Genomic DNA, 26,947 nt, shown 5'->3' with positions numbered 1-26,947 from the left:
GTCATGGCGGCCCGCCGGGGGAAGGGCGGCCCGCCAGTGGAAACCTCTGAAAGTTCTTGCTGACCGGCGCCGAGATGCTGCGCCGCTGCTCTCGCATGTTGCGGGGACGTTAGCAAGAGGTTGCAGAGAATGGAAGGGCTTGCAGAAGTGTACGCAAGACTTTGCCGTTGGGCTAAAGTGCCGCACATGCGCGCTCGACTGTCCGACATCGCCCAACAGGCTGAAGTCAGCGAGGCCACGGTGTCGCGGGTGCTCAACGACCGCCCCGGCGTGGCCCCCGAAACCCGCCAGGCCGTCCTCACCGCCCTCGATGTGCTCGGCTACGAGCGCCCCGCCCGGCTGCGCAAGCGCAGCGCCGGACTGGTCGGCCTGGTCGTGCCGGAGCTGGACAACCCGATCTTCCCGGCGTTCGCCCAGATCATCGAGTCCGCGCTCGCCCCCACCGGCTACACACCGGTGCTCTGCACGCAGACCCCCGGGGGCGTCCGCGAGGACGAGTACGTGGAGATGTTGCTGGACCGCCAGGTCTCCGGCATCGTCTTCGTCTCCGGCCTGCACGCCGACACCGCCGCGGACCACGACCGCTACCGCACGCTGCTGGCCCGGCCGCTGCCGATCGTCATGATCAACGGGTACGCGCCCGGCATCCCCGCGCCGTTCGTCTCCTGCGACGACCGGGAGTCCGCCGAACTCGCGGTCGCCCACCTGGTCGCGCTCGGGCACCGCCGGATCGGCCTGATCACCGGCCCGGACCGGTTCGTGCCGGTGCAGCGCAAGGTCGCCGGCTACAAGGCCGCGATGGGGCGCCTCACCGACATCGCCGAGGACGAGCTGGCCGACCTGACCGAGCTGTCCCTGTTCGGCGTCGAGGGCGGCGAGGCGGCCGCCGGCCGGCTCATCGAGCGCGGCGTGACCGGGCTGGTCTGCGGCTCGGACCTGATGGCGCTCGGCGCGATCCGGGCCGCCCGGCAGCGCGGGCTGTCGGTGCCCGGCGACATCTCCGTGGTCGGGTACGACGACTCCCCGCTGATGGCGTTCACCGACCCGCCGCTGACCACAGTGCGCCAGCCGGTGGCCGCCATGGCGGTGGCGGCGGTGCGGGCCCTGGTCGACGAGATCAACGGTCACCCGTCCCCGAACTCCGAGTACCTGTTCCGCCCCGAGCTGGTGGTACGCGGCTCCACAGCGGTGGCGAAGCCCGCAACTCCCCCCAGCCGCCAGCGCCCCGCCACCCCTTCCTCCCCCACCCCGTCCCTCCCCATCCCCGCCTGACCCCCGCCGCACCCCCTTCTCCCCCGGCCCTCCGACGCGTCGATCATGAAGTTGACGGCGACAAATCGGACGGCAAAGGCCGCCAACCTCATGATCACCCGAGCCACCCCGGCCGGGCTCACCCCACGGCCCCCCGTTGATCAAGGGGTTTGTGTCCGGGTTGATCTCCACTCGGGACACAAACTCCTTGATCAACGCCCGCGGGGCGGGTCAGGGCGGGCAGGAGGCGGCCGGACCGAGGGTGGCGATCATGAGGTTGGCGGGGGTTGGGGTCCGGAATGTCGGGGTTAACTTCATGATCGACGTCGAAACGACGGCGCCGGCCGGAAGGGCCGGCGGGGTGGCCGTCCCGGGATGCGGGAGACGAGGTCAGGGCCGGCGCGGGTGATGGCTGCCATTTCTTGCGCAAGGAATGCTTGACTCTTGCAGTCTGGTGGCGGCATTCTGCTCAGACACCCTGCGCCGCACCAGAAGCCGCCACAGAACGGGATCGACAGCGATGACCTCCGCCCCCAGCACCACCCCTCGCACCGCCGACGAAGACTGGTGGCGGTCCGCTGTCGTCTACCAGGTGTACGTCCGCAGCTTCGCCGACGCGAACGCCGACGGCGTGGGTGACCTCCAGGGCATCCGGCAGCGCCTGCCGTACCTGCGCGACCTCGGCGTGGACGCGCTCTGGCTGACGCCGTTCTACACCTCGCCGCAGGTCGACGCCGGCTACGACGTGTCCGACTACCGGGACGTCGACCCGCTGTTCGGCAACCTGACCGACTTCGACGAGATGATCACCGACGCGCACGCGCTCGGCCTGCGGATCATCGTCGACATGGTGCCGAACCACACCTCCAGCGCGCACCCGTGGTTCACCGCCGCGCTCGCCGCCGGACCCGGTTCGCCGGAGCGGGAGCGCTACCTGTTCGCCGACGGCAAGGGCGAGCAGGGCGAGCTGCCGCCGAACGACTGGGAGAGCATCTTCGGCGGCCCGGCGTGGACGCGCGTTGTCGACGGCCAGTGGTACCTGCACCTGTTCGACCCGGCCCAGCCCGACCTGAACTGGCGCCACCCGGAGGTGCGGGCCGAATTCGAGGACGTGCTGCGCTTCTGGCTGGACCGCGGCGTGGACGGCTTCCGGATCGACGTGGCGCACGGAATGATCAAGGCCGAGGGCCTGCCGGACGTCGGCTTCAACTCGATGACCACCGGCCAGCGTCAGTCCGAGCTGCTGGGCAAGGGCCGGCTGCCGTACTTCGACCAGGACGAGGTGCACGACATCTACCGCGCCTGGCGGCCGATCCTGGACAGCTACCCGGGCGGCCGGATGGCGGTCGCCGAGGCGTGGGCCGAGACGCCGCAGCGCCTGGCCCGCTACATCGGCCCGGACGAGCTGCACCAGGCGTTCAGCTTCGACTTCCTCGACGCCACCTGGTCGGCCGACTCGTTCCGCAAGGTGATCGACACGGCGCTGGCCGAGTCCACGATCGTGGGCGCGCCGACCACCTGGGTGCTCTCCAACCACGACCGGCAGCGGCACGTCACCCGGTACGGCGACGGCGAGGTCGGCCTGCGCCGCGCCCGCGCCGCCGCGCTGCTGATGTTCGCGCTGCCCGGCTGCGCGTACGTCTACCAGGGCGAGGAACTGGGCCTGCCGGAGGTGCTGGACCTCCCGGACGAGCTGCGTCAGGACCCCGCGTTCCGGCGCACCGGGGAGAGCCGCGACGGCTGCCGGGTGCCGATCCCGTGGGGTGGCGACCTGCCCCCGTACGGCTTCGGGCCGGACGGCAGCGAGCTGAGCTGGCTGCCGGCGCCGGCGACCTGGCGGGAGCTGTCGGTGGCCGCCCAGGCCGGTGCGCCCGGCTCGACGCTGGAGCTGTACCGGACCGCGCTGCGCGTCCGGCACGAGCACCCGGCGCTGGCCGGCCTGGACGGCATCACCTGGCTGGAGACCGAGCCCGGCGTACTCGCGTTCCGCCGCACCACCGGCGACGCCGAGGTGACGTGCGTGGTGAACATCAGCGGCGCCGACGTGACGGTGAGCGGCCACGGCCGCCCGCTCGTCGCCAGCGCCGGCCTCACCGAGCGGGGCGACGGGTACGTCCTGCCGGTGGACGCGGCTGCGTGGTTCGAACGGCGCTGAGCCGGGTAACCCGCCAACGACCTGGCCGTCCGTTGTGCCCCGCGCCGACGGGCGGCTGGGCTGCCGACCCCTTGTGGTGGGGGGTGAGGTGGCCCCGGCCCCTCGGGAGCACGCTCCCGGGGGGCCGGTGTCCATCGGGGAGCGAGCGCGCTCTCAGCCGCCCTTGGCGGTGAGCAGCGCGGCGATCCGGGCGAACCCGGCCCGGATCTCCTCCCGGTCGGGCGCCTTCGCCGGCTCGGGCTCCGGCTCGCGGTCGGCGGCGCGTTCCAGCTCCTCGTCGATGACGTCCTCGAAGTCGCCGTAGAGGTCCGCCTGGTCGATCTCGGCCGCCTCGTCCTCGGCGGCGATCTGCGCGGCGGCGATCTCGCCGCGGATCTCCTCCGGCGTGAGCGCCGGCAGCAGCGGCTCCACCACCGCCATCAGCTGCTCGTCGGCTACCACCGCCTCGGCGAGCGCCAGCGCGTGCTGTCGCTCGTACGGGCCGCAGACCACCGGCTCCCAATCGTCCTCGGCGCCGAGCGGGCCGAACGTGATGATCCACGGCAGACCCCGGATCGGGGAGTCGTCCGGCAGGTCCAGTGTCACGAGTGCGCCCACCGGCCCATCATGGTCGCCGCGTGCCGGACCGGGGAACGCAATCATCGGACTCTCCCCGCTTCGGGGACCACGCTCAGCCACGCGTACCGGCGTCCAGCGCCGCACGGACCAGCGCGACCGCCCGCTCCGGCGCGACACCCAGGCGACGCGCCTCGGCGGCGTACTCGGCGGCGGTTCGCTGCAGCCGGTCGGTGGCGTCGTCCCGGCCGGGGGCCACCACCGTGCCGTGCCGGCCCCGCGTCTCCACCAGCCCGGCGCCCTCCAGTTCCCGGTACGCCCGCGCCACGGTGTTCACCGCCAGCCCCAGGTCGGCGGCGAGCTGCCGCACCGCCGGGAGCCGGGTGCCCACCGGCAGCCGCCCGTCGCCGATGCGCGCGGCGAACTGCGCCCGCACCTGCTCGTACGGCGGCACCGCCGACTCGGCGTCGATCCGGATCCGCGCGCTCATCCCGCCCCTCCCGGTGTGCCCGGTTCGGTCTCCTCGTCGAGCACGTCCGCCTCCACGTCCACCTCCCGGGCGCCGCCCTCGGCCAGGTCCACCACCCGGCCGTACCGGCTGGTCGCGGCGAGCGCGGCGCCGAAGAGCACCAGCTGGTTGAGCAGGTAGAGGTAGAGCAGCAGGCCGACGGCGGTGGCGACCACCGTGTACGCGGGGTTCCGCTCGGTGCGTACCACGTAGTAGCGCCCCACGGTGTTCAGCAGGGTGATACCGACGGCGATGGTCAGGATCGCCGGGCGCAGCCGGCGCCGGCTCATCCGAAGCCGGGGCACTGCGAGCAGCAGCGCGGCGGCGAGCACGGCGTTGACGAGCACGCTCAGCACCGCGCTGATCGTGGTCAGGCCCACCGAGCCGGTGCTGCGCAGCAGGAAGCGCAGCAGTGACTCCAGCGCGTCCACGGCGGCGACCGAGACGAACAGCAGCACGAAGACCGCGACCAGTACGCCCAGGTCGACCAGGCGCCGCACCACCAGGTTGCCGGGCTGCTGGTTGAAGCCGTACATCAGCCGCTGCGAGGAGCGGATCGCCTCCACCCAGCCGATGCCGGTGAAAACCAGGATGACCAGGCCGACCACGCCGACGGTGCCGCTGCTCTCGGCGATCTGCGCCGGGTCGAGGAAGGGCAGGTTCTCCTCCAGGAAGTGGGCCGCACCGCGGCTGACCTCCTCGTTGTCCCGCAGCACCGCGCCGAAGATCCAGTACGCGACGAGCGCGAGCGCGAACACGGCGAAGAAGCCGTAGTACGCGATGGCGGCGGCGAGCCGCCCGGCGAGCAGGTCGGCGTAGAGCGTCCCGGCCCGCCAGACGTGGTCGAAGACCGACGAGCGGCTCCGGGCCGCGTCGATGCGGCGCCCCACCGCCGCCTCGATCCGGCCGAAGACGTTCACCCCGTCATCCTCGCCGATCTCCGCCCGTGGCGGAGGGGCCCCGGCCGGTCGGATGTTCAGCTGTGGCCGCCGAGCCGGAAGTCGCGGCGGGGCTGCCACCGGGTCGCCCCGCTGTGCGAGAACAGCGTGAACGCGTCCACCTGGAACAACGCGGAGAAGTCAGCGAGATCCTCGTACGCCTTGTCGAGCACCTCGGGCGGCACGTCCTGCGCCACTGTGACGTGCGGGTGGTACGGGAAGCGCAGCTCGCGCCGCAGCTCGGGGGCCGAGTTGATAGCGGCGGCGAGCAGTTCGCACTCGCTGATCCCGGCCGCCACCGCCACGAAGACCACCTGGGTCACCGGCCGGAACGTACCGGTGCCGCGCAGGTGCAGCGTGAACGGCAGGTGCGTGGCGGCGACCCGGTCCAGGTGCGCCTCGACGGCGGGCAGCGCGCGTACCGGGATCTCGGTGGGCCCGAGGAGGGTGACGTGCGCGGGGACGGCGAGCGGGTCGCCGGCCTCGACCCGGCGGCGGGTGAGCATCCCGCCCCAGGGCTCGGGGACGTCGACAGCGATCCCGATCTGGATCGTGTCCGCGCCGCCCGGCGCCGTGTCACTGCCCGCCACGTCGCGCGCCACCCCTCCGGCCACCGGCTGCGTCACCCGTCTCCGCCCGTCCGGGCCGTTACTCGAACCGCACCGGCGGGAAGAAGCCGACCCGCTCGTACGCGTCCCGCAGCGTCCCCGCGGCCACCGACCGGGCCTTCTCCGCGCCCCGCGCCAGCAGCTTGTCGAGCTGGGCCGGGTCGTTCAGGTAGGCGTTCGTGCGTTCCTGGATCGGCGTGACGAACTCCCGCACCACCTCGGCGAGGTCCTTCTTCAGGTCGCCGTAGCCCTTGCCGTCGTACGCGGCGACCAGGTCGTCGATGGACCGGCCGGAGAGCGCGGAGTAGATCGTCAGCAGGTTGGTGATGCCCGGCTTGCCCTCGGCGTCGAAGACGATCTCGCGGCCGGTGTCGGTGACCGCCGAGCGGATCTTCTTGGCCGAGCGGGCCGGGTCCTCCAGCAGGTCGATGATGCCGGCCGGGGAGGACGACGACTTCGACATCTTGGCCGTCGGGTCCTGCAGGTCGGTGATCTTCGCGGTGTCCTTCACGATGTGCGGGGAGGGCACGGTGAAGGTGCTGCCGAACAGCGAGTTGAACCGCTGCGCCAGGTCGCGGGAGAGCTCCAGGTGCTGCCGCTGGTCCTCGCCGACCGGCACCGCGTTCGCCTGGTAGAGCAGGATGTCCGCGGCCTGGAGGATCGGGTACGTGAACAGGCCGACGCTGGCCCGCTCGCTGCCCTGCTTCTGCGACTTGTCCTTGAACTGGGTCATCCGGCCGGCCTCGCCGAAGCCGGTGATGCAGCCGAGCACCCAGGCCAGCTGCGAGTGCTCGGGCACCTGCGACTGCACGAACAGCGTGCTGCGCTCCGGGTCCAGGCCGAGCGCGAACAGCTGCGCGGCGGCCACCCGGCTGCGGCGCTTGAGCACCTTGGGGTCGTGCCCCGCGGTGATCGCGTGCAGGTCGACGACGCAGTAGTAGGCGTCGTGGCTGTCCTGCAACGCCACCCAGTGCCGCAGCGCGCCCAGGTAGTTGCCGAGGTGGAACGAGTCGGCCGTCGGCTGGATGCCGGAGAAGACGCGCGGGCGGGCGGGTACGTCGGACATGGCGGCAATTCTGTCAGCAAGCCCCGGCGTCCGTCATGACGGGCCGGTGGATCGGGCGGGTACGGGCGGAAGCGGACCGTTCACCTCACGCCGGGGCTCGGGCAGCCGCGCGGCGGAGACCGCCAGGCGGGACACGCGCCGGCCGTCGAGCGTGAGCACGCGCAGCAGCCAGCCCGCCGGATCGGCCGGAACCGATCCGGTGGCCGGGTCGACAGCCACCGGCACCTCGTCGCCCGCCACCGGCAGCCGGCCCAGGGCGGCCATCACGTACCCACCGACCGTCTCGTACGGCCCGGCGGGCAGCGACACCCCGGTGCGCTCGGCGAAGTCGGTCAGGTTGAGCCGGCCGTCGACGACCGCGGGCAGGCCGGCGGGTTCCGGTTCGAGCGGGCCGTGCTCGTCGTCGCGGATCTCCCCGACCAGTTCCTCGACCAGGTCCTCGCAGGTGACGATGCCGGCCGTGCCGCCGTACTCGTCGACGACGACGGCCAGGTGGTGGCCCTCCCGGCGCATCTCGGTGAGCGCCGCCAGCACGCGCTTGCTGTCCGGCAGGCGCTTCACCTCCCGGATCAGGTCGCCGACCAGGAGCAGCCGGTCCGCGTCCGGGCGCAGCAGCACGTCCCGCAGGTGCACCAGGCCGACCACGTCGTCGTGGGTGCCGTCGACCACCGGGTAGCGGGTGTGCGGGTCGTCCCGGACCAGCCGCTGGGCCTGCGTCAGCGGAAGCGCCGCGCTGAGGAAGACCACCTCGGTGCGGGGCACCATCACCTCGCGGACGAGCCGGGCGCCGGCCACCAGCACCTCATCGATGATCCGCCGTTCGTCCGGGTCGAGCAGCGTGTTCGCCGCGACCAGGTCCCGCAGCTCGGCCTCGCTGATCCGTTCCCGCCCGGCGGTGGGGCTGGCCCCGAGCAGGGCGGTGACGAGGCGGGTGGCGCCGTCTGCGCCGCGCACCACGAGACGGGCCACGGTGCGGGCCAGCGGGCCGGGTTCGCGTCGGGGCCGCCCCGACGGTCGCCGCCGGGGCCCGGGACCACCACCCTCCCGCATGAGAAGGATGGTAGACAGCGGCCACCGCACGCTCGGCCCGATGTTCGGATCTGTTCAATCATGAAGGTTTATGGTGGAATGGAGGCGGACTCAACTCGACAGCCGCGACACAGCCCTCGGCCGTAGGGTGATCGCGGAACGGCCGCCGCGCGACGCGGCCCAGGCAGGAGGACCGACGTGAAACTGCTCGTCACCGGCGGCGCCGGCTACATCGGCAGCGTGGTGACCCGGATGCTGCTCGACCACGGCCACCAGGTGACCGTGCTGGACGACCTGCGCACCGGTCACCGGGAAGCCCTCGCCCCCGACGCCACCCACGTCGAGCTGCCGGTGCACGAGGCCGCCCAGGTGCTCACCCCCGACGCCGGGTTCGACGGCGTGCTGCACTTCGCCGCCCTCATCGCCGCCGGCGAGTCGATGATCCGCCCCGAGCTGTACTGGCACACCAACACGGTCGGCTCGATCGCGCTCATCGACGCGGTCCGCGCCGCCCGGGTGCCCCGGATGGTCTTCTCCTCCACCGCCGCCGTCTACGGCAACCCCACCGAGCTGCCCATCCCGGAGACCGCCGTCAAGGCCCCCACCAGCACCTACGGCGCCACCAAGCTGGCCGTCGACATGGCGCTGACCTCCGAGGCCATCGCGCACGACCTGGCCGCCGTCTCGCTGCGCTACTTCAACGTCGCCGGGGCGTACCTGCGCGACGGGCTGGCCATCGGCGAACGGCACGACCCGGAGACGCACCTCATCCCGATCGCGCTCGACGTGGCCGCCGGGCGGCGGGAGAAGCTCCAGCTCTTCGGCGACGACTACCCCACAGTCGACGGCACCTGTGTACGCGACTACATCCACGTCGAGGACCTGGCCCGCGCCCACCTGCTCGCGCTGGACGCGGCCACCCCCGGCCGGCACCGCATCTACAACCTCGGCAACGGCAACGGCTTCACCAACCGGCAGGTGGTCGACGTGGTCCGCGAGGTCACCGGGCACCCGGTGCCGGTCGAGGTGGCTCCCCGCCGCGAGGGCGACCCGGCCGAGCTGGTCGCGTCCTCCGCGCTGGCCCGCGACGAGCTGGGCTGGACGCCGGCCAAGCCGACCCTGCACGACATGGTCGGCGACGCCTGGGCGTTCTACCGCGAGCACGTCGCGGGACAGCCCTCATGAACGTCGCCGACCGCGCCACCGCCGGCTTCCGGCAGCGGTACGGCACCGAGCCGGCGGGCCGCTGGGCGGCTCCCGGCCGGGTCAACCTGATCGGCGAGCACACCGACTACAACGACGGCTTCGTGCTGCCCTTCGCGCTGCCGCTGCGTACCGTGGTCGCCGCCGCGCCCGCCCCCGGCGCACGCTGGACCGTCTGGTCGGAGCTCGGCGACGAACCGGTCGAGTTCGGCGCGGCGGAGGCCGACGAGCCCGGCCGGGTCGACGGGTGGGCCGCCTACGTGGCCGGGGTGGTGTGGGCGCTGCGTGCCGACGGCCACGACGTGCCCGGCGCGCGGCTCGCCGTCGCCTCCGACGTGCCGGTCGGCTCCGGGCTCTCCTCGTCGGCGGCGATCGAGTCGGCGGTGCTGGCCGCCCTGGTCGACCTCGGCGGGCTCGACCTGCCCGCCGGGCGGTGGCCGCGGCTCGCCCAGCGGGCCGAGAACGACTACGTCGGCGCGCCCACCGGGATCATGGACCAGTCCGCGGTGATCCGCGGCCGGGCCGGACACGCCCTGTTCCTCGACTGCCGCACCGAGGAGGTCGAGCAGATCCCGTTCGACCTGGACGACGCCGGGCTGGCCGTGCTGGTGATCGACAGCCGGGCGCCGCACCGGCACGCGGACGGCGAGTACGCGGCCCGCCGCCGCAGCTGCGAGCGGGCCGCCGCGACGCTCGGGGTGACCGCGCTGCGCGACGTGACGGTCGCCGACCTCGACGCCGCGCTGGCGCGCCTCGACGACGACGAGACCCGCCGCCGGGTCCGGCACGTGGTGACCGAGAACCAGCGGGTGCTCGACACCGTCGCGCTGCTGCGCGCCGGGCGGGTCCGCGACACCGGTCCGCTGCTGACCGCCTCGCACGCCTCCATGCGCGACGACTTCGAGATCACCGTGCCGGAGATCGACACCGCGGTCGAGGCGGCGCTGGCCGCCGGGGCGTACGGCGCGCGGATGACCGGCGGCGGTTTCGGCGGCTGCGTGCTCGCCCTCGTCGACGCGGACGCCGCCGACGCGGTGGCCGCCGCCGTCACGGCGGCGTACGCCGAGCGCGGCTTCACCGCCCCCGGCACGCTCACCGTGCTCCCGGCCGGCGGCGTCACCCGCCTGGACTGAACGCGAAAGGCCCCCGGCGCAGCGCCGGGGGCCTTCTCGTCACGTGCGTCAGCCGGCCTCGACGATCATGCCGGCGCCGACCGTACGGTTCGTCGACTCGTCGATGATGACGAAGCCGCCGGTGGTGCGGTTACGGCGGTACTCGTCGGCCAGCAGCGGAACCGTGGTGCGCAGCCGGACCCGGCCGATCTCGTTGAGCTTCAGCTCACCGGCCGACTCGTCGCGGTGCAGCGAGTTGATGTCCAGCCGGTAGTGCAGCCCGCGCACGATCGCCCGCGCCGAACGGGTCGTGTGCTTGATCGCGTACTTGCCGCCGACCTGCAACGGCCGCGTCTCGTCCATCCAGCAGACCATCGCCTCGATGTCCTGCACGGCCATCGGGGCGTTGTTCGGCCGGCAGATCATGTCGCCGCGGGAGATGTCCAGCTCGTCGGTCAGCCGGACCGTCACCGACATCGGCGGGAACGCCTCGTCCACCGGGCCGTCGGCGGTCTCCACCGCCGCGATCCGGCTGGTGAAGCCCGACGGCAGCACCATCACCTCGTCGCCCGGCTTGAGCACACCCGAGGCCACCTGACCGGCGTAACCCCGGTAGTCGGTGACTGTGGTGGACTGCGGCCGGATCACGTACTGCACCGGGAACCGCACGTCGACCAGGTTGCGGTCCGAGGCGATGTGCACCCGCTCCAGGTGATGCAGCAGCGACGGGCCCTCGTACCAGGGCATGTTCTCCGAGCGGGTGACGATGTTGTCGCCCTGCAGCGCGGAGACCGGCACCACTGTCAGGTCCGGCACGTCGAGCTTCGCGGCGAACGCGGTGAACTCGTCCGCGATCCGCTCGTAGACCTCCTGCGACCAGTCCACCAGGTCCATCTTGTTCACGCACAGGACCAGGTGCGGCACCCGCAGCAGCGAGCAGAGGAACGCGTGCCGGCGGGACTGCTCCACCAGGCCCTTACGCGCGTCCACCAGGATCAGCGCCAGGTCGGCGGTGGAGGCGCCGGTGACCATGTTCCGGGTGTACTGGATGTGCCCCGGGGTGTCGGCGATGATGAACTTCCGCCGCGGCGTGGCGAAGTAGCGGTACGCCACGTCGATCGTGATGCCCTGCTCCCGCTCGGCGCGCAGGCCGTCGGTGAGCAGAGCCAGGTTCGTGTACTCGTCGCCACGGGCCGCGCTGACCGCCTCGACGGCGGCGAGCTGGTCGCTGAACAGCGACTTGGTGTCGTAGAGCAGACGGCCGATCAGCGTCGACTTGCCGTCGTCGACACTGCCCGCGGTGGCGAACCGCAGCAGGTCCATCGGCCGCGCGGTCTCGCTCTCGGCCGGGGCCAGGGTCTCGACGCTCATCAGAAGTAGCCCTCTCGCTTGCGGTCCTCCATGGCGGCCTCGCTGACCCGGTCGTCGCCGCGGGTCGCGCCGCGCTCGGTGATCCGCGTGGCGGCCACCTCCTCGATCACCTTCTCCACCGTGTCGGCGTCCGAGCGGACCGCCGCGGTGCAGGAGGCGTCACCCACGGTCCGGTACCGCACCTGGGCCTTGAACGGCTGCTCACCGGCGCGCGCCCGGAAGAACTCGTTCACCGCGTAGAGCATGCCGTCGCGCTCGATCACCTCGCGCTCGTGCGCGTAGTAGATCGACGGCAGCGGGATCCGCTCCCGCTCGATGTAGTGCCAGACGTCCAGCTCGGTCCAGTTCGACAGCGGGAACACCCGGATCGACTCGCCCGGGTGGTGCCGGCCGTTGTAGAGCGCCCACAACTCCGGACGCTGGTTCTTCGGATCCCACTGGCCGAACTCGTCGCGGAAGCTGAACACCCGCTCCTTGGCCCGCGCCTTCTCCTCGTCGCGCCGGGCGCCGCCGAACAGCGCGTCGAAGCGGTGCTTCTCCACCGCCTCCAGCAGCACCGGCGTCTGGATCCGGTTGCGCATGCCGTCGGCCGACTCGCGGACCAGGCCCTTGTTCAGCGCCTCCGGCACGCTCGCCACGATGAGCTGCAGGCCCAGCTCGGCCACCCGCTGATCGCGGTAGTCGAGCACCTCGGGGAAGTTGTGCCCGGTGTCCACGTGCATCACCGGGAAGGGGATGTTGGCCGGCGCGAACGCCTTCTGGGCCAACCGGAGCATCACGATCGAGTCCTTGCCGCCGGAGAACAGCAGCACCGGCCGTTCCATCTCGGCGACGACCTCGCGCATCACGAAGATGCTCTCCGCCTCGAGCGCGTCGAGGTGCGACACCTGGTACGCGGCGGGGGACGTCATGACACGAACTCGATTCGCACGGATCCGTACATCGGATTCCAGACCTTTCAGGTCGGACTCGTGAAGAAGAACGCTCAGGTTACCCGGAATGCCGCTGCAACGCTGCAAGCAACCGACTCGCGAGATCCTTGCGGCAGACCAGCAGATCCGGTAGACGCGGGTCGGCCCCGTTGTATTCCAGCGCAGAACCGTCGATCCGGGAAGCATGCAGACCGGTGGCCGTCGCCACAGCGACCGGAGCGGCCGAATCCCACTCGTACTGACCGCCCGCGTGGATGTACGCGTCGACCTCACCGGTGACCACGGCGGCGATCTTCGCGCCCGCCGAGCCCATCGGAACCAGATGAGCGCCGACGTCCTCTGCCAGGTCGGTCAGGAAAACCGGCGGACGGCTACGACTGGCAGCCAACCGGATGACCCGCGCGCCGCTCCTGGTGGCCGCCTCCACAGTCATCGGCGGGTACGCCGGCGGGTGGTCCGTGCCCAGCACCCGGTGCTGCGCCGGCAGCGCCACCGCGCCCGCCACCAGACCGTGCGGCCTCGACGCGTTACGCGACCACAGCGCCACGTGCACCGCCCAGTCCGCGCGCCCCTCCTCCGCGTACTCCCGGGTGCCGTCCAGCGGATCGATGATCCAGACGCGGTCCGCGTTCAGGCGCGACAACGCCGCGTCCGTCACCTCCGCCGTCCAGGCCAGCCGCGAACCCTCGTCCTCCTCCGACAGCACCGCGTCCGCCGGCCGCCACTTCGCCAGCTCGGTGCGGATCAGATCGTGCGAGACCTTGTCTCCGGCCGACCGGAGCGCGCCCGCGTCGGCGAAGCCCATCTCCGCGCGCAGGGCCGTCAGCGCCTGACCGGCCCGGGACGCCAGCCACCGGGCGAACCCGCCGTCGATCATCGGAGGACTGCCCATGATGCTCCCGTCACCCGCCTTCGCTCCCGCCGCCCGAGGCTACCGGCCGCGCTCCGCCCCGCCGGTCAACCCCCGTGGTACAGGTTCTGCGTCGGCTCCACGCCCTTCAGGACCACGGACTCCACCACGTCCGCCGCGCGATCCACCAGGAACTCCAGCTCCTTGCGCTCCGACGGGGAGAAATCCGAGAGTACGTAGTCAGCCGGGTCCTGCCGGCCCGGCGGCCGGCCGATGCCGAACCGCACCCGTACGTAGTCCTTCGTGCCGAGCGACTTCGACATCGAGCGCAGGCCGTTGTGCCCGCCCTCGCCGCCGCCGCACTTCACCCGCACCTGCCCGTACGCGATGTCCAGCTCGTCGTGCACCGCGATCACATGCGCCGGCGGGATCTTGTGGAACTGCGCCAGCCCGGCCACCGGACCGCCGGAGAGGTTCATGTACGTCAACGGCTTCAGCAGCACCAGCTTCGGGCCGCCGAACCCCAGCCGCCCCTCCGCGGCCTCGGCCATCGCGCGCTTGTGCCGCCCGAACTTCGCGCCCACCCGGGCCGCCAGCAGGTCGGCCACCATGAACCCGACGTTGTGCCGGTTGCCCGCGTACTCCCGGCCGGGGTTGCCCAGGCCGACCACCAGCCACGGCCCCGCCTCGTCCGTCACCCGACGCCCCTTCCCGCTCGCTCGCCCGACCAGCCGTCCCGATACGCCGACAGGCGCCCCCGGGCACCGGGGACGCCTGTCGCACAGCCTTGCGGACCGGTCAGGCCTCGGTCTTCGCCTCGGCCGGGGCCTCCTCGCCCTCGGCGGCCGGAGCGCCCTCGGCACCCTCGGCGGTCTCCTCGCCGGCCTCGGCCTCGGCCTCCTCGGTGGCCTCCTCGACCTCGGGGAGGGTGGCCTCGAGCTGCTCGGCGGTCGGGGCGGCGGTCACGGAGGCGACCTGCGTCTCCGCGTCCGTGGCCAGCTCGACGCCGGCCGGCAGCTCGACGTCGGCGGCGGTGATCTGGGTGCCGACCTCGGCGCCCTCGATCGACGCCTCCAGGTGGTCCGGCACCTTGGTCGCGTCGGCGGTCACCGACAGCGTGTCGTGGTCGTGCACGATCAGGGTGTCCTTCGCGGCCTCACCGGTCAGCTGGACCGGGACCTCGACGGTGACCTTCTCGCCGCGGCGGACCAGCAGCAGGTCCACGTGCTCGAAGGTGTCCTTGATCGGGTCACGCTGGATCGCCTTCGGCAGCGCCAGCACCTGGGTGCCGTCGCTGACCTCGATCGCGAAGAGCTGGTTCGCGCCGCCCTTGCGGATCGCGGCGGCGAACTCCCGCGCCGGAAGCGCGATGTGCTTGGGCTTCTCGCCGTGGCCGTACAGCACGGCGGGCACCTTGCCGGCCCGGCGGGTACGACGGGCACCACCCTTGCCGAACTCGGTACGGGGCTCGGCGCTGATCTTTACCTCGGACACGGGGAAACTCCTGATGCTTCGCTGCGGCGGCTTGTCGTCTGGCGGTGCTGGGGCGAGGGGCTCGCTGGGGCTAGGGTCATGAACGACCGCCCGGAGCACCGCGTCGATGACGGCGCCTCCGTGCGGTGCTTGTCAGCAGCCCGCCGGGCACCCTCGCCGTGGCAACCGCACCAGTCTACCCGAGGGGATTCCCGGCTCTCCGGCAGTCCCCCATATCACCGCCCCGCCGGTTCCGCAGGGCATCGGCCCGGCCGCCGGGAACCCCCGGCGACCGGACCGCACGCTCAGCTCAGGCCACCGAACAGGGTGGTCACCGAGCCGTCGTCGAAGACCTCCCGGATCGCCCGCGCCAGCAGCGGGGCGATCGACAGCACGGTCAGCTTGTCCAGCTGCTTCTCCGACGGCAGCGGCAGCGTGTTAGTCACCACGACCTCGCTGATCGGGCTGTTCTTCAGCCGCTCCGTCGCCGGGTCGGACAGCAGTGCGTGGGTCGAGGCGACCACGATCTCCGCCGCGCCCTGCTCCTTGAGGATGTCCGCCGCCTTGGTGATCGTGCCACCGGTGTCGATCATGTCGTCCACGATCAGGCACACCCGGCCCTCGACCTCACCGACCACCCGGTTCGCCACCACCTGGTTCGGCTTGAGCGGATCGCGGGTCTTGTGGATGAACGCCAGCGGGCAGCCGCCCAGCCGGTCGGTCCAGCGCTCCGCCACGCGTACCCGGCCCGAGTCCGGCGCCACCACGGTCATCGGCCGGCCCGCGTACTTGTGCTCCACGTACTCGGCCAGCACGTCCATCGCGAACAGGTGGTCCACCGGGCCGTCGAAGAAGCCCTGGATCTGCGCGGTGTGCAGGTCGACGGTCAGGATCCGGTTCGCGCCGGCGGTCTTCAGCAGGTCCGCGATCAGCCGCGCCGAGATCGGCTCCCGGCCGCGGTGCTTCTTGTCCTGCCGCGAGTACGGGTAGAACGGCAGTACCACGGTGATCCGCTTGGCCGAGCCGCGCTTCAGCGCGTCGACCATGATCAGGGTCTCCATGACCCAGGTGTTCACGCCGTGCGTCACGGACTGCACCACGAAGGCGTCCGAACCACGGACCGAATCCTTGTACCGTACGAAGATCTCGCCGTTGGCGAAGTCGTACGCGTCGGCCGGCGTCGGCGCGACGCCGAGCACCTCACCGATCTCCTTGGCCAGCTCCGGAAAACCCCTCCCGGAGAAGAGCATCAGGCTCTTGCGGTTTTCGGCGACGATGCTGCCCATGGGCCCGTCTGCTCCCGTATGTCGGTGGTGCCCGGCGGAGGTGGGGCCGGGGACTGTTCGGTTGCAGTATGCCCCCGGTTCAGCGATCCACCCACGGCCCGGCGATCCCCGTGGATTCAGTCACCTTCGCTTGCGGCGCCGCCCGTGTCCGACGCACCCTCACCGGCCCGCCGCGCCGCCTCCGCGGCGTCCGTACCGGCGCGCTTGCGCAGCACCCAGCCCTCCACGTTGCGCTGCTGACCACGCGCCACCGCCATCGCACCCGGCGGCACGTCCCCGGTGATCACCGAACCCGCAGCGGTGTACGCACCGTCGCCCACCCGCACCGGCGCCACGAACATGTTGTCCGCCCCGGTACGGGCGTGACTGCCGATGGTGGTGTGGTGCTTGCGTACCCCGTCGTAGTTGACGAAGACGGTGGCCGCGCCGATGTTGCTGTGGTCACCGATCGTCGCGTCGCCCACGTACGACAGGTGCGGCACCTTCGAGCCGTCACCGATCGACGCCTTCTTGGTCTCCACGAACGTGCCGACCTTCGCCTTGCGGCCCAGCCGAGACTCCGGCCGCAGGTACGCGTACGGGCCGACGCTCGCCTGCGGGCCCACCTCGGCGCCGAGCGCGTGGCTGCGCACGATGCTCGCGCCCGCCCCCACCACCGTGTCCACGAGCGTGGTGTCCGGGCCGACGAGCGCGCCCTCGCCGACCGTCGTGGCGCCCTGGAGCTGCGTGTTCTGGTCGATCACCGCGTCCCGCTCGACGGTCACCGTCACGTCGATCCAGGTGGTGTGCGGGTCGAGGATGCTGACGCCGGTACGCATCCAGCCCTCGTTGACCCGGTCGCGCAGCAGCCGGCGCAGCGCGGCCAGCTCGACCCGGTCGTTGCAGCCGAGCGTCTCCACGTGGTCGGCGGCGCAGTGCACAGCCACCGGCTCGCCGGCGTCGCGCAGCAGCGCGAAGACGTCGGTCAGGTACTCCTCACCCTGGTCGTTGTCGGTGGAGAGCTTGCCCAGCGCCTCCCGCAGCCGGGCCGCGTCGAACGCGTAGATGCCCGCGTTGATCTCCCGCAGCGCGCGCTGCTGAGGGGTGGCGTCGCGCTCCTCGACGATCTGCTCCAGGTGCCCCTGCACGTCCCGCACGATCCGGCCCAGGCCGGTCGGGTCCGGCACCTCGGCGGCCAGCACGGTGGCCGCCGCGGCGGCGTCCTCGTGCGCCTCGACGAGCGCCTGGACCGTCTCCGGCCGCAGCAGCGGCACGTCCCCGTTGATCACCACGACGGTGCCGGTCGCGTCGGGCACCGCGTCCAGCGCGATGCGGACCGCGTGCCCGGTGCCGAGCTGGCGCTCCTGGAGCACCGGCGTGGCACCCGGGGCGACCTCGGTCAGGTGCTCCCGGACCTGGTCGGCGCCGTGGCCGACCACGACCACGGTGCGGTCCGCGCCGAGCGGGCCGGCCGCGGCGAGGACGTGACCGAGCAGGGTACGGCCGAGCAGCGGGTGCAGCACCTTGGGCAGGGACGACTTCATCCGCTTGCCCTCACCGGCGGCGAGCACGACAACGGTGCGGAGGTGGGGCTGGGACACGACGTGGCTCCCGTCGGGACGGCGACAGTCTCGCGGTCATGCTAACCACGCGGCTCGCCACAATTCGCATCCGGCCACACAAACGCCGTTCGCCCGGGAGCGAACCGACGAATGAGCTGGGGTGCCTGGATTCGAACCAGGAGCTCAAGGCTCCAAAGGCCTGCGGGTTGCCATTACCCCACACCCCATTGCCATGTCAAGATCTACGGAGCAGCATCTTTCCCTTGCGCTTCGCCCGCGATCCGGAACAGCTCGGCGATCATACCTTCGATCCGCCAGTAGAGCTCACGACTGCGGGGCACGGTGATCACGAGGCAGCCGTGATAGGTGTCGCCGGTGTTCCGCCGTACCGTCGTCGGGTTGTGCCGCTTGAGCACCGTACGGCGAAACCTCTCCGCGGGCAGCCGCAGCCGACCCACCCACCAGCGCACAGCGGCCTCGGCGTCCGCCGACTCGTGGATGCTCACGCGATAGGTCGGCACCGTCCGGTCCACGCCGCAGACCTCCAGGAATCGGAGGAACAGGGCCAGCAAGCCCGGATCGGTGTTGACGAACTGGATTGTCACCGCCCGGCGCCAGGGCTTGGACTTGGCTCCCTCACACCAGTAGATCGCCGCGCCCAGCATCAGCAGATCCCGCTCGCCGAGACCCCCGACCACACCGGCGGCGCGGGCGTGCTCCGCGGCCTGCTCCGCGTCGCGCGCCTCCCGGTACGCGCTCCAGCGCGCCTCCGTCATCGCCTTCGAGTGCTCGCGGCGCCGCCGCGCGGTCGCGTCGTCCGGGTCGAGCGGCAGGTGCCGCACCCACTGGTACGCGGTCGACTTCGCGACCCCGAGCTGCGCCGCGATCTGGTCGACCGACCGGCCCGCCGCACGCAGCCGCAGGGCCTCGGCGCGGGTGTCGTCCCGGGCGCGCGGCCGGCGGGTCCACTCCGGCGGCGGGATGCCGCGCAGCAGGGCGTACACCCGGTCGCGGCCGATGCCCAGGCGGGCCCGGATCTCGGCGACGGAGAGCTGCTCGTCCACGCGCAGGCGCCGCGCCTCAGCGGCGAGTGGGTCGGTCACCCGCGCAGATTAGGACGTACGTACGACAGTGGCCGGTCTGACCGTGAGCGTCGCGCCTGGCAGGATGGACGGGTGACCGACGTTTCCGGCAGCGACCGCGCCCGGCGGCGGCCCGTGCCGGCGGCGAAGCCCTCCCGGGTACGGATGTCCGCGACGCAGCGACGCGAGCAGTTGATCTCGATCGCCCGGCAGATCTTCGCCGAGAAGGGCTTCGACGCGACCTCGATCGAGGAGGTGGCGGCGCGCGCCAAGGTCTCCAAGCCGGTGGTCTACGAGCACTTCGGCGGCAAGGAGGGCCTCTACGCGGTGGTGGTGGACCGGGAGGTCCGCGCCCTGCTGGACCGGATCACCACCGCGCTGACCGCAGGCAACCCGCGGGAGCTGCTGGAGCAGGCCGCGCTGACGTTGCTGACCTACATCGAGGAGGAGACCAGCGGCTTCCGGGTGCTGGTCCGCGAATCACCGCTGATGTCGGCGACGGGCAACTTCAGCAGCGTGATGAACGACGTGGCGCACCAGGTGGAGCACATCCTGGCGGGCGAGTTCTCCATCCGGGGCTACGACCCCAAGCTGGCGGAGCTGTACTCCCAGGCGCTGGTGGGCATGGTGGCGCTGACCGGCCGCTGGTGGCTGGAGGTGCGCAAGCCGCGCAAGGAGACGGTGGCGGCGCACCTGGTGAACCTGGCCTGGAACGGGTTGTCGCACCTGGAGTCGAAACCGGGGCCGATTCCCCGGGGCTGACGCCGCGTCAGCGCAACAGCCGCGTCAGCGCAACAGCCGCGTCAGCGCAACAGCCGCGTCAGCGCTCGCCGATCGGGTGGTACCGGCGCTGCCGCTCCTCCTCGGCGTGCTCCGCGGTGCCGACCTTGTCGTACAGGCCGGTGGCGAGCAGGACCAGCCCGAACAGCAGCGACACGATGACCGTCGACATGGAGAAGTTCAGGAAGTTCGCCGAGGTCTGCAGCACCGACATCATCAGGATGCCGGTGACCAGGAAGACCACGCCGGCGGTGAGGTTCATGTAGTGGCCGAGGTTGTCGCGGCGGGACGCCCCGACCAGCAGGACCGCGCCGAAGACCACCGAGACCAGCGAGAAGGCCAGGTTGGTGCGCAGGCCGAGCGCCCAGTCGCTGTCCCGGCCGAACAGTCCTTCGCCCCAGGTCTGGAAGACGCCGAAGACGCCGAAGACCAGGATGTAGAGGCCGATGAGCCCGGACAGCACCCGGTAGAGCGGCCGTGCGGGGTGGTTCACCGGGAAGTGCGCCATGATGCCCTCCAGCCGTGTGACTGATTCGGGCCAATTGTCGCTTGGGATGTCCGTCGGCGTCCGGAAAACACCGAAGGCCCGGCGCAGCGCGCCGGGCCTTCGGGTACGAGACGGGATCAGAGCACCAGGCGGGCCTTCTGCCAGGCCTCGTGCTCGTCGTCGGAGCCGACCTTGCCGTACATGCCGACCATCAGGAGCACCAGCGACAGGGTCAGGACCACGACATCGGTCATGATCGAGAAGTTGAAGATGTTGGCGTCGGTCTGCAGGAACGCCAGGGCGGCCAGGCCGATCACCATCAGCGTGTAGGCCAGCCACTGGTTGATCGCCACGTCGAGGTTGCGGCCGATCGCGGTGCCGACCAGGATCACGACGCCGACCAGCACCGACAGCAGCGAGAACGCCATGTTGGTGCCCTGGCCGAGGACCTTGGTGTCGTCCTGGGCGAGGAAGTCGTTGCCGGCGCTGGCGATGATGCCGAGGCCGCCGAAGACGACGAAGTACAGACCAACGAGCCCGCCGATCGCCCGGTAGATCGGCCGCGCGGGGTGGTTGACGGGGGTGTGGGCCATCTCTGCGTCTCCAAAAGACCGTTCGGACGAGGGTTCCACCGGTGATTGTCCCGTACGCCGGTCAGTGACGCCGCACACCCCCCACCCCGGCGGCAGGTCAGCCGCCCGGGAGCTCCTCGGCGAGGGCCAGCCAGGTCTCCTCGGTGCGGTCCCGCTCGGCTCGTACCTCCTTGAGCTGGGCGTCCAGCTCGGCGACCCGGGCGTAGTCGGTGGCGTTCGCGGCGAGCTGCTCGTGCAGGCCCGCCTCCTTCTGTTCGAGCTTGGCGATCTGCCGTTCCAGCCGGTTCAGTTCCTTCTTCGCGACGCGTACCTCGGCCGCTGACATGCCCTTGCGCGCCGGCGCCGCCGTGGCCGGGGTGAGATCGGCGGGCGCCGGGCCGCCGGACGCGGCGGCGCGCACCAGGTACTCGTCGACGCCGCCGGGCAGGTGCACCAGCCGGCCGTCACCGAACATGCCGTACGCGACGTCGGTGACCCGCTCGATCAGGTAGCGGTCGTGGCTGGCCACGACGATCGTGCCGGGCCACGAGTCGAGCAGGTCCTCCAGCGCGGCGAGCGTGTCGGTGTCCAGGTCGTTCGTGGGCTCGTCGAGCAGCAGCACGTTGGGTTCCCCGGCGAGCAGCCGCAGCATCTGCAGGCGGCGGCGCTCACCGCCGGACAGGTCGCTCACCGGGGTCCAGAGCCGCCTGTCGTCGAAGCCGAAGATCTCGGCGAGTTGGGCGGCGCTGATCTCCCGGTCGCCGAACTGCACACGCCGGGCCACCTCCTCGACGGCTTCCAGCACGCGCAGGTGGCCGGGGAGTTCGGCGAGTTCCTGGGACAGGAACGCGGGCCGGACGGTCTGCCCGGCGGCGAAGCGCCCGCCGTCGGGGCCGGTCACCCCGGCGAGCATCCGCAGCAGCGTGGTCTTGCCGGCGCCGTTGCGGCCGAGGATCGCCACCCGGTCGCCGGGACCGACCTGCCAGGTCGTGTCGTGCAGGATCTCCTTCGGGCCGGCGTGCAGCCGGACGTGGTCGAGGTCGTACACCTGCTTGCCGAGCCGGGCGGTGGCGAGCCGTTGCAGCGACATGGTGTCGCGGGGTTCCGGCACGTCGGCGATGAGCGCGTTCGCGGCGTCGATGCGGAACTTGGGCTTGGAGGTGCGTGCCGGGGCGCCCCGGCGCAGCCAGGCGATCTCCTTGCGGAGCAGGTTCTGCCGGCGGGCCTCGGTGGCGGCGGCGACGCGTTGCCGTTCGACACGGGCGAGCGTCCACGCGGCGAAGCCGCCCTCGTACGCCCGGACGGTCTGGTCGGCGACCTCCCAGGTGGTGGTGCAGACGGCGTCGAGGAACCAGCGGTCGTGGGTGACCACGACGAGCGCGCCCTTGCGGGTGACGAGGTGCCGGGCCAGCCAGTCGACGCCGCCGACGTCGAGATGGTTGGTGGGCTCGTCGAGGACGAGCAGGTCGGCGTCGCGGACCAGCAGCGCGGCGAGCGCGACGCGGCGGCGTTCCCCGCCGGACATCGGGCCGACCGGCGTGTCCAGGCCGAGGTGGGGCATGCCGAGGCCGTCGAGGATGGCGCGCACACCCGCGTCGCCGGCCCACTCGTGCTCGGCGCCCATGCTCTCGCCGAGCCAGGCGGTGCCGAGCACGACGTCCCGCACGGTCAGCTCGGGGGCCAGTTCCAGGCGCTGCGGCAGCCAGGCCACCCGCAGGTCGCGGCGGTGCGTGACGCGGCCGTCGTCGGGTTCCTCGGTACGGGTCAGCAGCCGCAGCAGCGTCGACTTGCCGGCGCCGTTGAGACCGACCACACCGACCCGGTCGGTGTCGTCGAGGCCGAGCGAGACATCGGTGAGCAGCGGCCCCGCGGCGCCGTACCCCTTGGACACCCGGTCCAGGTTGACGATGTTGGCCACTGACCCACCCTTCATGACTCAGGCGTCCCGGGGGCCCGGGACGCCTGAGTCAAGGGTACGGGTCGTCAGACGACGCGGGCGCCGGCGACCGGACCGTGCGCGACGCGGGCCTCCCGGCACACCCCGGCGGCGGTGATCTCGGCGGCGATCCGGACCGCGTCGGCCTCGCCGGTGGCGAGGAAGACGCAGGTGGGCCCGGAGCCGGAGACGATGCCGGCGAGCGCGCCCGCGGCCTCGCCTGCCTTGAGCGTCTCGGCAAGCGACGGGCGCATGGTCAGCGCGGCGTCCTGGAGGTCGTTGCCGAGCGTGGCGGCGAGCACCCGCGGGTCGCGCTGACGCAGCGCGGCGAGCAGCGCGTCGGTGCTGCCCAGCGGCGTGCCGGCGGCTCCGGCGTCGCGCAGCCGGTCCAGTTCCCGGTACGCGGCCGGGGTGGACAGGCCGCCGTCGGCGATCGCCACCACCCAGTGCCAGGAGGTGGGGCGGGCCAGCACCGGGCTGACCGCCTCGCCCCGGCCGGTGCCGAGCGCGGTGCCGCCGTGGATCAGGAACGGCACGTCGGAGCCGAGGTCGGCGGCGATGCCGGCGAGTTCGTCGCGGGACAGCCCGGTGCCCCAGAGCGTGTCGCAGGCGACCAGCGCGGCGGCGGCGTCGGCACTGCCACCGGCCAGCCCGCCGGCGAGCGGGATCTGCTTGCGCAGGTGCAGCCGGGCGTGCGGGGCGACGCCCGCGTAACCGGCGAGCGCGTGCGCGGCGCGCAGCGCCAGGTTCGTGTCGTCCAGCGCCAGCTCGCCGGCGCCCTCGCCCTCCATGGTGAGGGTGAGCGTGTCGCCGCGACGGGCGGTCAGCTCGTCGTAGATGGAGATCGCGTGGTAGACGGTGTTCAGCTCGTGGTAGCCGTCACGCCGCAGCGGTCCGACCCCGAGATGCAGGTTCACCTTGGCGGGCACCCGCACCTTGACCGGGCCGCCGGCCCCGCGCCGCTGCCCGTCCTCGTCCCCCGGTCGCCATGCCTCGGTCACCGGGTGGACTCCACCGGACGTGGGCGGATGTCGAGCGGCTTCGGCACGGTCAGCTCCTCGGCGAGGGGTCGGGCAACGGCGCCAGCCTACTGCTCGCCGCCGGGGGCGTCCGGGGCCGACGCGGCGATGGCGGCGAACTGCTCGACGGTGAGCGATTCGCCCCGCGCGGACGGGTCCACGCCGGCGGCGGTGAGCGCCGCGGCGGCCCGGTCCGCGCCGCCGGCCCAGCCGGCCAGGGCGGCGCGCAGCGTCTTGCGGCGCTGCGCGAACGCGGCGTCGACGACGGCGAAGACGGCCTTCCGGGGTACGTCCGGCCGGGGTGGCTCGCGCCTGGTGAACGCGACCAGGCCGGAGTCGACGTTCGGCACCGGCCAGAACACGTTCGGCGGGACCTTGCCGGCGGCGCGGGAGCGGGCGTACCAGGCGAGTTTGACCGACGGGATGCCGTACACCTTGGAGCCGGGACCGGCGACGAGCCGGTCGGCTACCTCCTTCTGCACCATCACCAGGCCGTGGCGCAGCGTGGGCAGCTCGGCGAGCAGGTGCAGCACGACCGGCACGGCGACGTTGTAGGGCAGGTTCGCCACCAGCGCGGTCGGCGCCGGGCCGGCCAGGTCGGCGGCGGTGACCCGCAGCGCGTCGGCCGGGTGGACGGTGAGCCGCTCGGCGGCCGTACCGGCGAAGCGGGCGGCGGTCTCCGGCAGCGCGGCGGCGAGCGCCGGGTCGAGTTCCACCGCGTGCACGTGCGCGGCGACCGGGAGCAGGGCGAGCGTGAGCGAGCCGAGCCCCGGGCCGACCTCCAGCGCCACGTCGTCGGGGGTGAGCCCGGCGGTGGTGACGATGCGGCGCACGGTGTTGGGGTCGTGCACGAAGTTCTGGCCGAGCTTCTTGGTCGGCGTGACGCCTAGGCGCGCGGCGAGTTCCCGGATCTCCGCCGGGCCGAGGAGTCCGGTCACGCCGGGCATCCTCTCACCACGGCCCGAACGCGCGGTCGCCGGTCGCGGAGATGGTGGCGCAGAGTTCGTCCAGGTCGGTGCCGGTGGTCTCGGCGAGGAAGCGGACCGTCAGCGGGATCAGGTACGACGCGTTCGGCCGTCCCCGGTACGGCATCGGGGTCAGGTAGGGCGCGTCGGTCTCCACGAGCATCTGTTCCGGCGGGGTGACGGCGGCGGCCTCGCGCAGCGCGGCGGCGCTGCCGAACGTGACGGTGCCGGCGAAGCTGAGCAGGAAGCCGCGCCGGACGCACTCGCGGGCGAAGCCGGCGTCGCCGGAGAAGCAGTGCATGACCACGGTGTCCGGGGCGCCTTCGTCGTCGACGATGCGCAGCACGTCGGCGTGCGCGTCCCGGTCGTGGATGACCAGCGCCTTGCCGTGCCGCTTGGCGATGGCGATGTGCGCCCGGAAGCTCTCCTCCTGCGCGGCCCGCCCGTCGTCGCCGGTACGGAAGAAGTCCATCCCGGTCTCGCCGACGCCGCGGACCCGGTCCCGGCCGGCGAGCGTCTCGATCTCGCGCAGCGCCTCGTCCAGGTCGGCGAGCCGGGGCGCCTCGTTCGGGTGCAGCGCGACGGTGGCGAGCACCGGGGCGTACCGGTCGGCGACGTCGGCGCTCCACCGGGACGAGTCGACGTCCACCCCGACCTGAACGAGCCGGTCCACGCCGGCGCGGGCGGCGACGTCGATCGCGGCGGCCAGCGGGTCGTCGCCGGGGGCGCCGCCCGGAGGTGTGCCGAACTCGCCGACGGTGATGTCGAGGTGGGTGTGGCTGTCCGGCACGGGCACGGGCAGCGGCTCGGGGGCGGGCGGGAACTCCCCGGCCCGGCGGGCGGCGCGCTGCTTGCGGGTCTCGGTCTTCTCGGTCATCGCGGCCAGCATCACACACCGGCCCGGTACGGCGTTCCCGGACCGCCACCGGCTGTTCACGTGCCCCACATCTGGCGGGCTTAGCGTCTCGGAGTGACAGTCACCGACCAGGCCGGCGGGCCCGCCTCCGACCGGGCCGGGTTGCGCGTGACGTACGGCGGCCGGGTGCATCCGGCGGAGGAGATCGCCCGGGGCGCGGCGTACGAGTTGTTCAGCGCCGACGAGGCACCCGGGTTCGAGTGGTGTCCCCGGCCCGGCAACGGCTATCCGTGGCGCCGGTTCGTGCACGCGACCGAGGTGGACGCGGTGCACGGCGGCGCCGGGCCGGCGGACGACACGGATGCGCCGCTGCTGATGCCGGTGCACCGGGACCGCGGCTGGGCGCACGTACACCGGCTCAGCCAGCAGCCGGGCGCGGCGGCCGATCCGACGCTCGCCGCGGTGCGGGCGTCGGCGGTGGTCCGGCCCGGTACCCGGATGGTGAAGGTGCTCTCCGCCCGGCAGCTCGCCGGCTACGTGCGGGGCGTGCTGCCGCACGGCTTCTGCTACCGGGAGCACGATGTGGCGCACCTGCGGACACCGGCCGGGATGGCGGTGCTGCGGGGCGACTCCGAGGGCGGCGACGTGGCGTACGCGCTGCGCTGGCGGGCCGCCGACCCGGCCGACTACGACGTGCCGGTGGGCCCGGCGCACCAAGGGCTCATGGCGTTGCCGCCCCGGGACCGGCTGGGGCCGCCGGTGCTGGGTACCGGGTTCGTGCCGAGCAACGGGCAGCTCGTACCGGAGTTCGTCACCCGGGAGTTCGCCGACCTGCCGATGCCGGCGAACGCCACGCTGCTGGCCTACCCTGCCGAGGGGGTGGAGGTGGTGCTCTACACCTACCAGTCGGAGCAGCGGGGCTGGCTGCGCCTGGCCGGGCCGCAGTGGCGGCACCTGCTCGCCTCGGTGCCCGGTCTGGCCGCCGACCAGGAGTACGTGCCGACCGGCGACGCGCCGCGCTCCACCCGGCTCGTCGGCACGTACGCGGGTTCGGAGTACGAGGCGGTGGCCGACCAGCCGGGCGGGTTCCGGGTGCTGGCGATGACCCGGGCGGCCCGGTACCCGGTGGACGCGCCGGCCCGCCGGGTACGCACGGCGGCCTGGCGCGGGGTGCCGTGCCTGGTGCTGCGGGAGGAGGGTGGCTGGCTGCGGTTGCGGCTGCGCCGCCCGGATCCGGACGGGGTGGCCGCGACCGGCGCGCAGTGTCTGGAACGCGGCGTGTACGAGGTCTGGGCGCCGGGTGCCGAGCTGACCGACGACCGGGTGGTGGACCTGCCCTATCCGGCCCGCCACGAATAGACGAGGGCAGGTC

25 protein-coding genes, 1 tRNA gene and 1 pseudogene are annotated in these 26,947 nt (G+C 72.6%); 6 read left to right on the top strand and 21 right to left on the bottom strand.

Translation table 11 applies throughout. The features are described from left to right. The first annotated feature begins 186 nt into the window (after positions 1-186). Positions 187-1,272, top strand: a complete 1,086-nt coding sequence (locus SM452_RS21090) for a LacI family DNA-binding transcriptional regulator (protein WP_120571703.1) — start codon at positions 187-189, stop codon at positions 1,270-1,272. Positions 1,273-1,771: 499 nt separating this feature from the next. Further along, on the top strand, positions 1,772-3,406 hold the full coding sequence (locus tag SM452_RS21085) for a glycoside hydrolase family 13 protein (RefSeq protein WP_463840536.1): 1,635 nt from the start codon (positions 1,772-1,774) through the stop codon (positions 3,404-3,406). Positions 3,407-3,559: 153 nt separating this feature from the next. Here SM452_RS21085 and SM452_RS21080 read toward each other — a convergent pair whose 3' ends face one another. The 6 genes from SM452_RS21080 to SM452_RS21055 form a co-directional block, all read right to left on the bottom strand. Further along, on the bottom strand, positions 3,560-4,003 hold the full coding sequence (locus SM452_RS21080; RefSeq protein ID WP_194798657.1) for a hypothetical protein: 444 nt from the start codon (positions 4,001-4,003) through the stop codon (positions 3,560-3,562). Positions 4,004-4,076: 73 nt separating this feature from the next. Continuing rightward, entirely contained in the window at positions 4,077-4,451 is a 375-nt protein-coding gene (locus SM452_RS21075) for a GntR family transcriptional regulator (RefSeq protein ID WP_355506775.1), read from the bottom strand. Continuing rightward, a complete protein-coding gene (locus SM452_RS21070) occupies positions 4,448-5,389 on the bottom strand; it encodes a YhjD/YihY/BrkB family envelope integrity protein (protein WP_262012607.1) in 942 nt (313 codons plus the stop codon). Before SM452_RS21070 ends, SM452_RS21075 begins: the two co-directional genes overlap by 4 nt. A gap of 56 nt (positions 5,390-5,445) precedes the next feature. Beyond that, positions 5,446-6,033 (bottom strand): 2'-5' RNA ligase family protein, encoded by a 588-nt coding sequence (locus SM452_RS21065; RefSeq protein ID WP_410054890.1) that lies wholly within the window; start codon positions 6,031-6,033, stop codon positions 5,446-5,448. A 22-nt stretch (positions 6,034-6,055) separates the two neighbouring features. Further along, positions 6,056-7,081 (bottom strand): tryptophan--tRNA ligase, encoded by a 1,026-nt coding sequence (trpS, locus tag SM452_RS21060; RefSeq protein WP_262012608.1) that lies wholly within the window; start codon positions 7,079-7,081, stop codon positions 6,056-6,058. Positions 7,082-7,114: 33 nt separating this feature from the next. After that, positions 7,115-8,131 carry a hemolysin family protein gene (locus SM452_RS21055; protein WP_355506778.1) on the bottom strand — a complete coding sequence of 339 codons (1,017 nt, stop codon included), beginning with the start codon at positions 8,129-8,131 and terminating at the stop codon, positions 7,115-7,117. A 177-nt stretch (positions 8,132-8,308) separates the two neighbouring features. Here SM452_RS21055 and galE point away from each other — a divergent pair, with 177 nt between their 5' ends. Both galE and galK read left to right on the top strand, forming a co-directional pair. After that, a complete protein-coding gene (gene galE, locus SM452_RS21050) occupies positions 8,309-9,295 on the top strand; it encodes a UDP-glucose 4-epimerase GalE (protein ID WP_355506780.1) in 987 nt (328 codons plus the stop codon). Then, on the top strand, positions 9,292-10,446 hold the full coding sequence (gene galK / locus SM452_RS21045) for a galactokinase (protein ID WP_355506782.1): 1,155 nt from the start codon (positions 9,292-9,294) through the stop codon (positions 10,444-10,446). Before galE ends, galK begins: the two co-directional genes overlap by 4 nt. A gap of 48 nt (positions 10,447-10,494) precedes the next feature. Here galK and SM452_RS21040 read toward each other — a convergent pair whose 3' ends face one another. The 9 genes and pseudogenes from SM452_RS21040 to SM452_RS21000 all read right to left on the bottom strand — a co-directional run bounded on the left by SM452_RS21040 (position 10,495) and on the right by SM452_RS21000 (position 18,981). Continuing rightward, the gene (locus SM452_RS21040) at positions 10,495-11,796 is read right to left on the bottom strand and encodes a sulfate adenylyltransferase subunit 1 (RefSeq protein WP_262012612.1); all 1,302 of its coding nucleotides are present in this window, start codon (positions 11,794-11,796) and stop codon (positions 10,495-10,497) included. Beyond that, entirely contained in the window at positions 11,796-12,707 is a 912-nt protein-coding gene (gene cysD, locus SM452_RS21035; RefSeq protein ID WP_013283960.1) for a sulfate adenylyltransferase subunit CysD, read from the bottom strand. The genes SM452_RS21040 and cysD overlap by 1 nt, the downstream gene beginning before the upstream one ends. 79 nt (positions 12,708-12,786) lie before the next feature. Further along, a complete protein-coding gene (locus SM452_RS21030; RefSeq protein ID WP_463840535.1) occupies positions 12,787-13,620 on the bottom strand; it encodes an inositol monophosphatase family protein in 834 nt (277 codons plus the stop codon). 65 nt (positions 13,621-13,685) lie between these two features. Continuing rightward, on the bottom strand, positions 13,686-14,276 hold the full coding sequence (gene pth, locus SM452_RS21025; protein WP_262012614.1) for an aminoacyl-tRNA hydrolase: 591 nt from the start codon (positions 14,274-14,276) through the stop codon (positions 13,686-13,688). A gap of 100 nt (positions 14,277-14,376) precedes the next feature. Beyond that, positions 14,377-15,072 carry a 50S ribosomal protein L25/general stress protein Ctc gene (locus SM452_RS21020; protein WP_262012615.1) on the bottom strand — a complete coding sequence of 232 codons (696 nt, stop codon included), beginning with the start codon at positions 15,070-15,072 and terminating at the stop codon, positions 14,377-14,379. Between the two features lie 284 nt (positions 15,073-15,356). Beyond that, positions 15,357-16,337, bottom strand: coding sequence for a ribose-phosphate diphosphokinase (locus SM452_RS21015; RefSeq protein ID WP_013283956.1), 981 nt, complete (start codon positions 16,335-16,337; stop codon positions 15,357-15,359). A 56-nt stretch (positions 16,338-16,393) separates the two neighbouring features. After that, positions 16,394-17,917 (bottom strand): annotated as a pseudogene (gene glmU, locus SM452_RS21010) (bifunctional UDP-N-acetylglucosamine diphosphorylase/glucosamine-1-phosphate N-acetyltransferase GlmU); the annotation flags it as partial. Positions 17,918-18,033: 116 nt separating this feature from the next. Continuing rightward, a tRNA-Gln gene (locus SM452_RS21005) sits at positions 18,034-18,105 on the bottom strand. 15 nt (positions 18,106-18,120) lie between these two features. Then, positions 18,121-18,981 (bottom strand): helix-turn-helix domain-containing protein, encoded by an 861-nt coding sequence (locus SM452_RS21000; protein WP_402809574.1) that lies wholly within the window; start codon positions 18,979-18,981, stop codon positions 18,121-18,123. Between the two features lie 72 nt (positions 18,982-19,053). Between SM452_RS21000 and SM452_RS20995 the strand changes: the two genes are divergently transcribed. Beyond that, positions 19,054-19,722 carry a TetR/AcrR family transcriptional regulator gene (locus SM452_RS20995; protein ID WP_013473950.1) on the top strand — a complete coding sequence of 223 codons (669 nt, stop codon included), beginning with the start codon at positions 19,054-19,056 and terminating at the stop codon, positions 19,720-19,722. A 58-nt stretch (positions 19,723-19,780) separates the two neighbouring features. Here the strand turns inward: SM452_RS20995 and SM452_RS20990 are convergent, their stop codons facing one another. The 6 genes from SM452_RS20990 to SM452_RS20965 all read right to left on the bottom strand — a co-directional run bounded on the left by SM452_RS20990 (position 19,781) and on the right by SM452_RS20965 (position 25,608). Next, the gene (locus SM452_RS20990; RefSeq protein WP_262012617.1) at positions 19,781-20,248 is read right to left on the bottom strand and encodes a DUF4383 domain-containing protein; all 468 of its coding nucleotides are present in this window, start codon (positions 20,246-20,248) and stop codon (positions 19,781-19,783) included. Positions 20,249-20,364: 116 nt separating this feature from the next. Next, entirely contained in the window at positions 20,365-20,820 is a 456-nt protein-coding gene (locus SM452_RS20985; protein ID WP_194798671.1) for a DUF4383 domain-containing protein, read from the bottom strand. A gap of 97 nt (positions 20,821-20,917) precedes the next feature. Then, positions 20,918-22,717 carry an ABC-F family ATP-binding cassette domain-containing protein gene (locus SM452_RS20980; protein WP_463840534.1) on the bottom strand — a complete coding sequence of 600 codons (1,800 nt, stop codon included), beginning with the start codon at positions 22,715-22,717 and terminating at the stop codon, positions 20,918-20,920. 65 nt (positions 22,718-22,782) lie between these two features. After that, positions 22,783-23,736: a 4-(cytidine 5'-diphospho)-2-C-methyl-D-erythritol kinase gene (locus tag SM452_RS20975; protein WP_194798673.1), complete on the bottom strand. Its 954-nt coding sequence runs from the start codon at positions 23,734-23,736 to the stop codon at positions 22,783-22,785. Positions 23,737-23,822: 86 nt separating this feature from the next. Further along, complete coding sequence (rsmA, locus tag SM452_RS20970; RefSeq protein WP_355506793.1) at positions 23,823-24,692, bottom strand: 16S rRNA (adenine(1518)-N(6)/adenine(1519)-N(6))-dimethyltransferase RsmA; 870 nt, start codon at positions 24,690-24,692, stop codon at positions 23,823-23,825. Between the two features lie 13 nt (positions 24,693-24,705). Continuing rightward, positions 24,706-25,608: a TatD family hydrolase gene (locus SM452_RS20965; protein WP_357208203.1), complete on the bottom strand. Its 903-nt coding sequence runs from the start codon at positions 25,606-25,608 to the stop codon at positions 24,706-24,708. An 81-nt stretch (positions 25,609-25,689) separates the two neighbouring features. On the opposite strand from SM452_RS20965, the gene SM452_RS20960 reads away from it, so the two are divergent. After that, positions 25,690-26,934, top strand: a complete 1,245-nt coding sequence (locus SM452_RS20960; RefSeq protein ID WP_463840533.1) for a hypothetical protein — start codon at positions 25,690-25,692, stop codon at positions 26,932-26,934. The last annotated feature ends 13 nt before the right edge of the window (positions 26,935-26,947 follow it).

It is taken from the genome of Micromonospora sp. SYSU B005 (assembly GCF_055362685.1).
The sequence above is the reverse complement of the archived record's forward strand: the minus strand, read 5'-3'. Positions and strand labels throughout refer to the sequence as shown.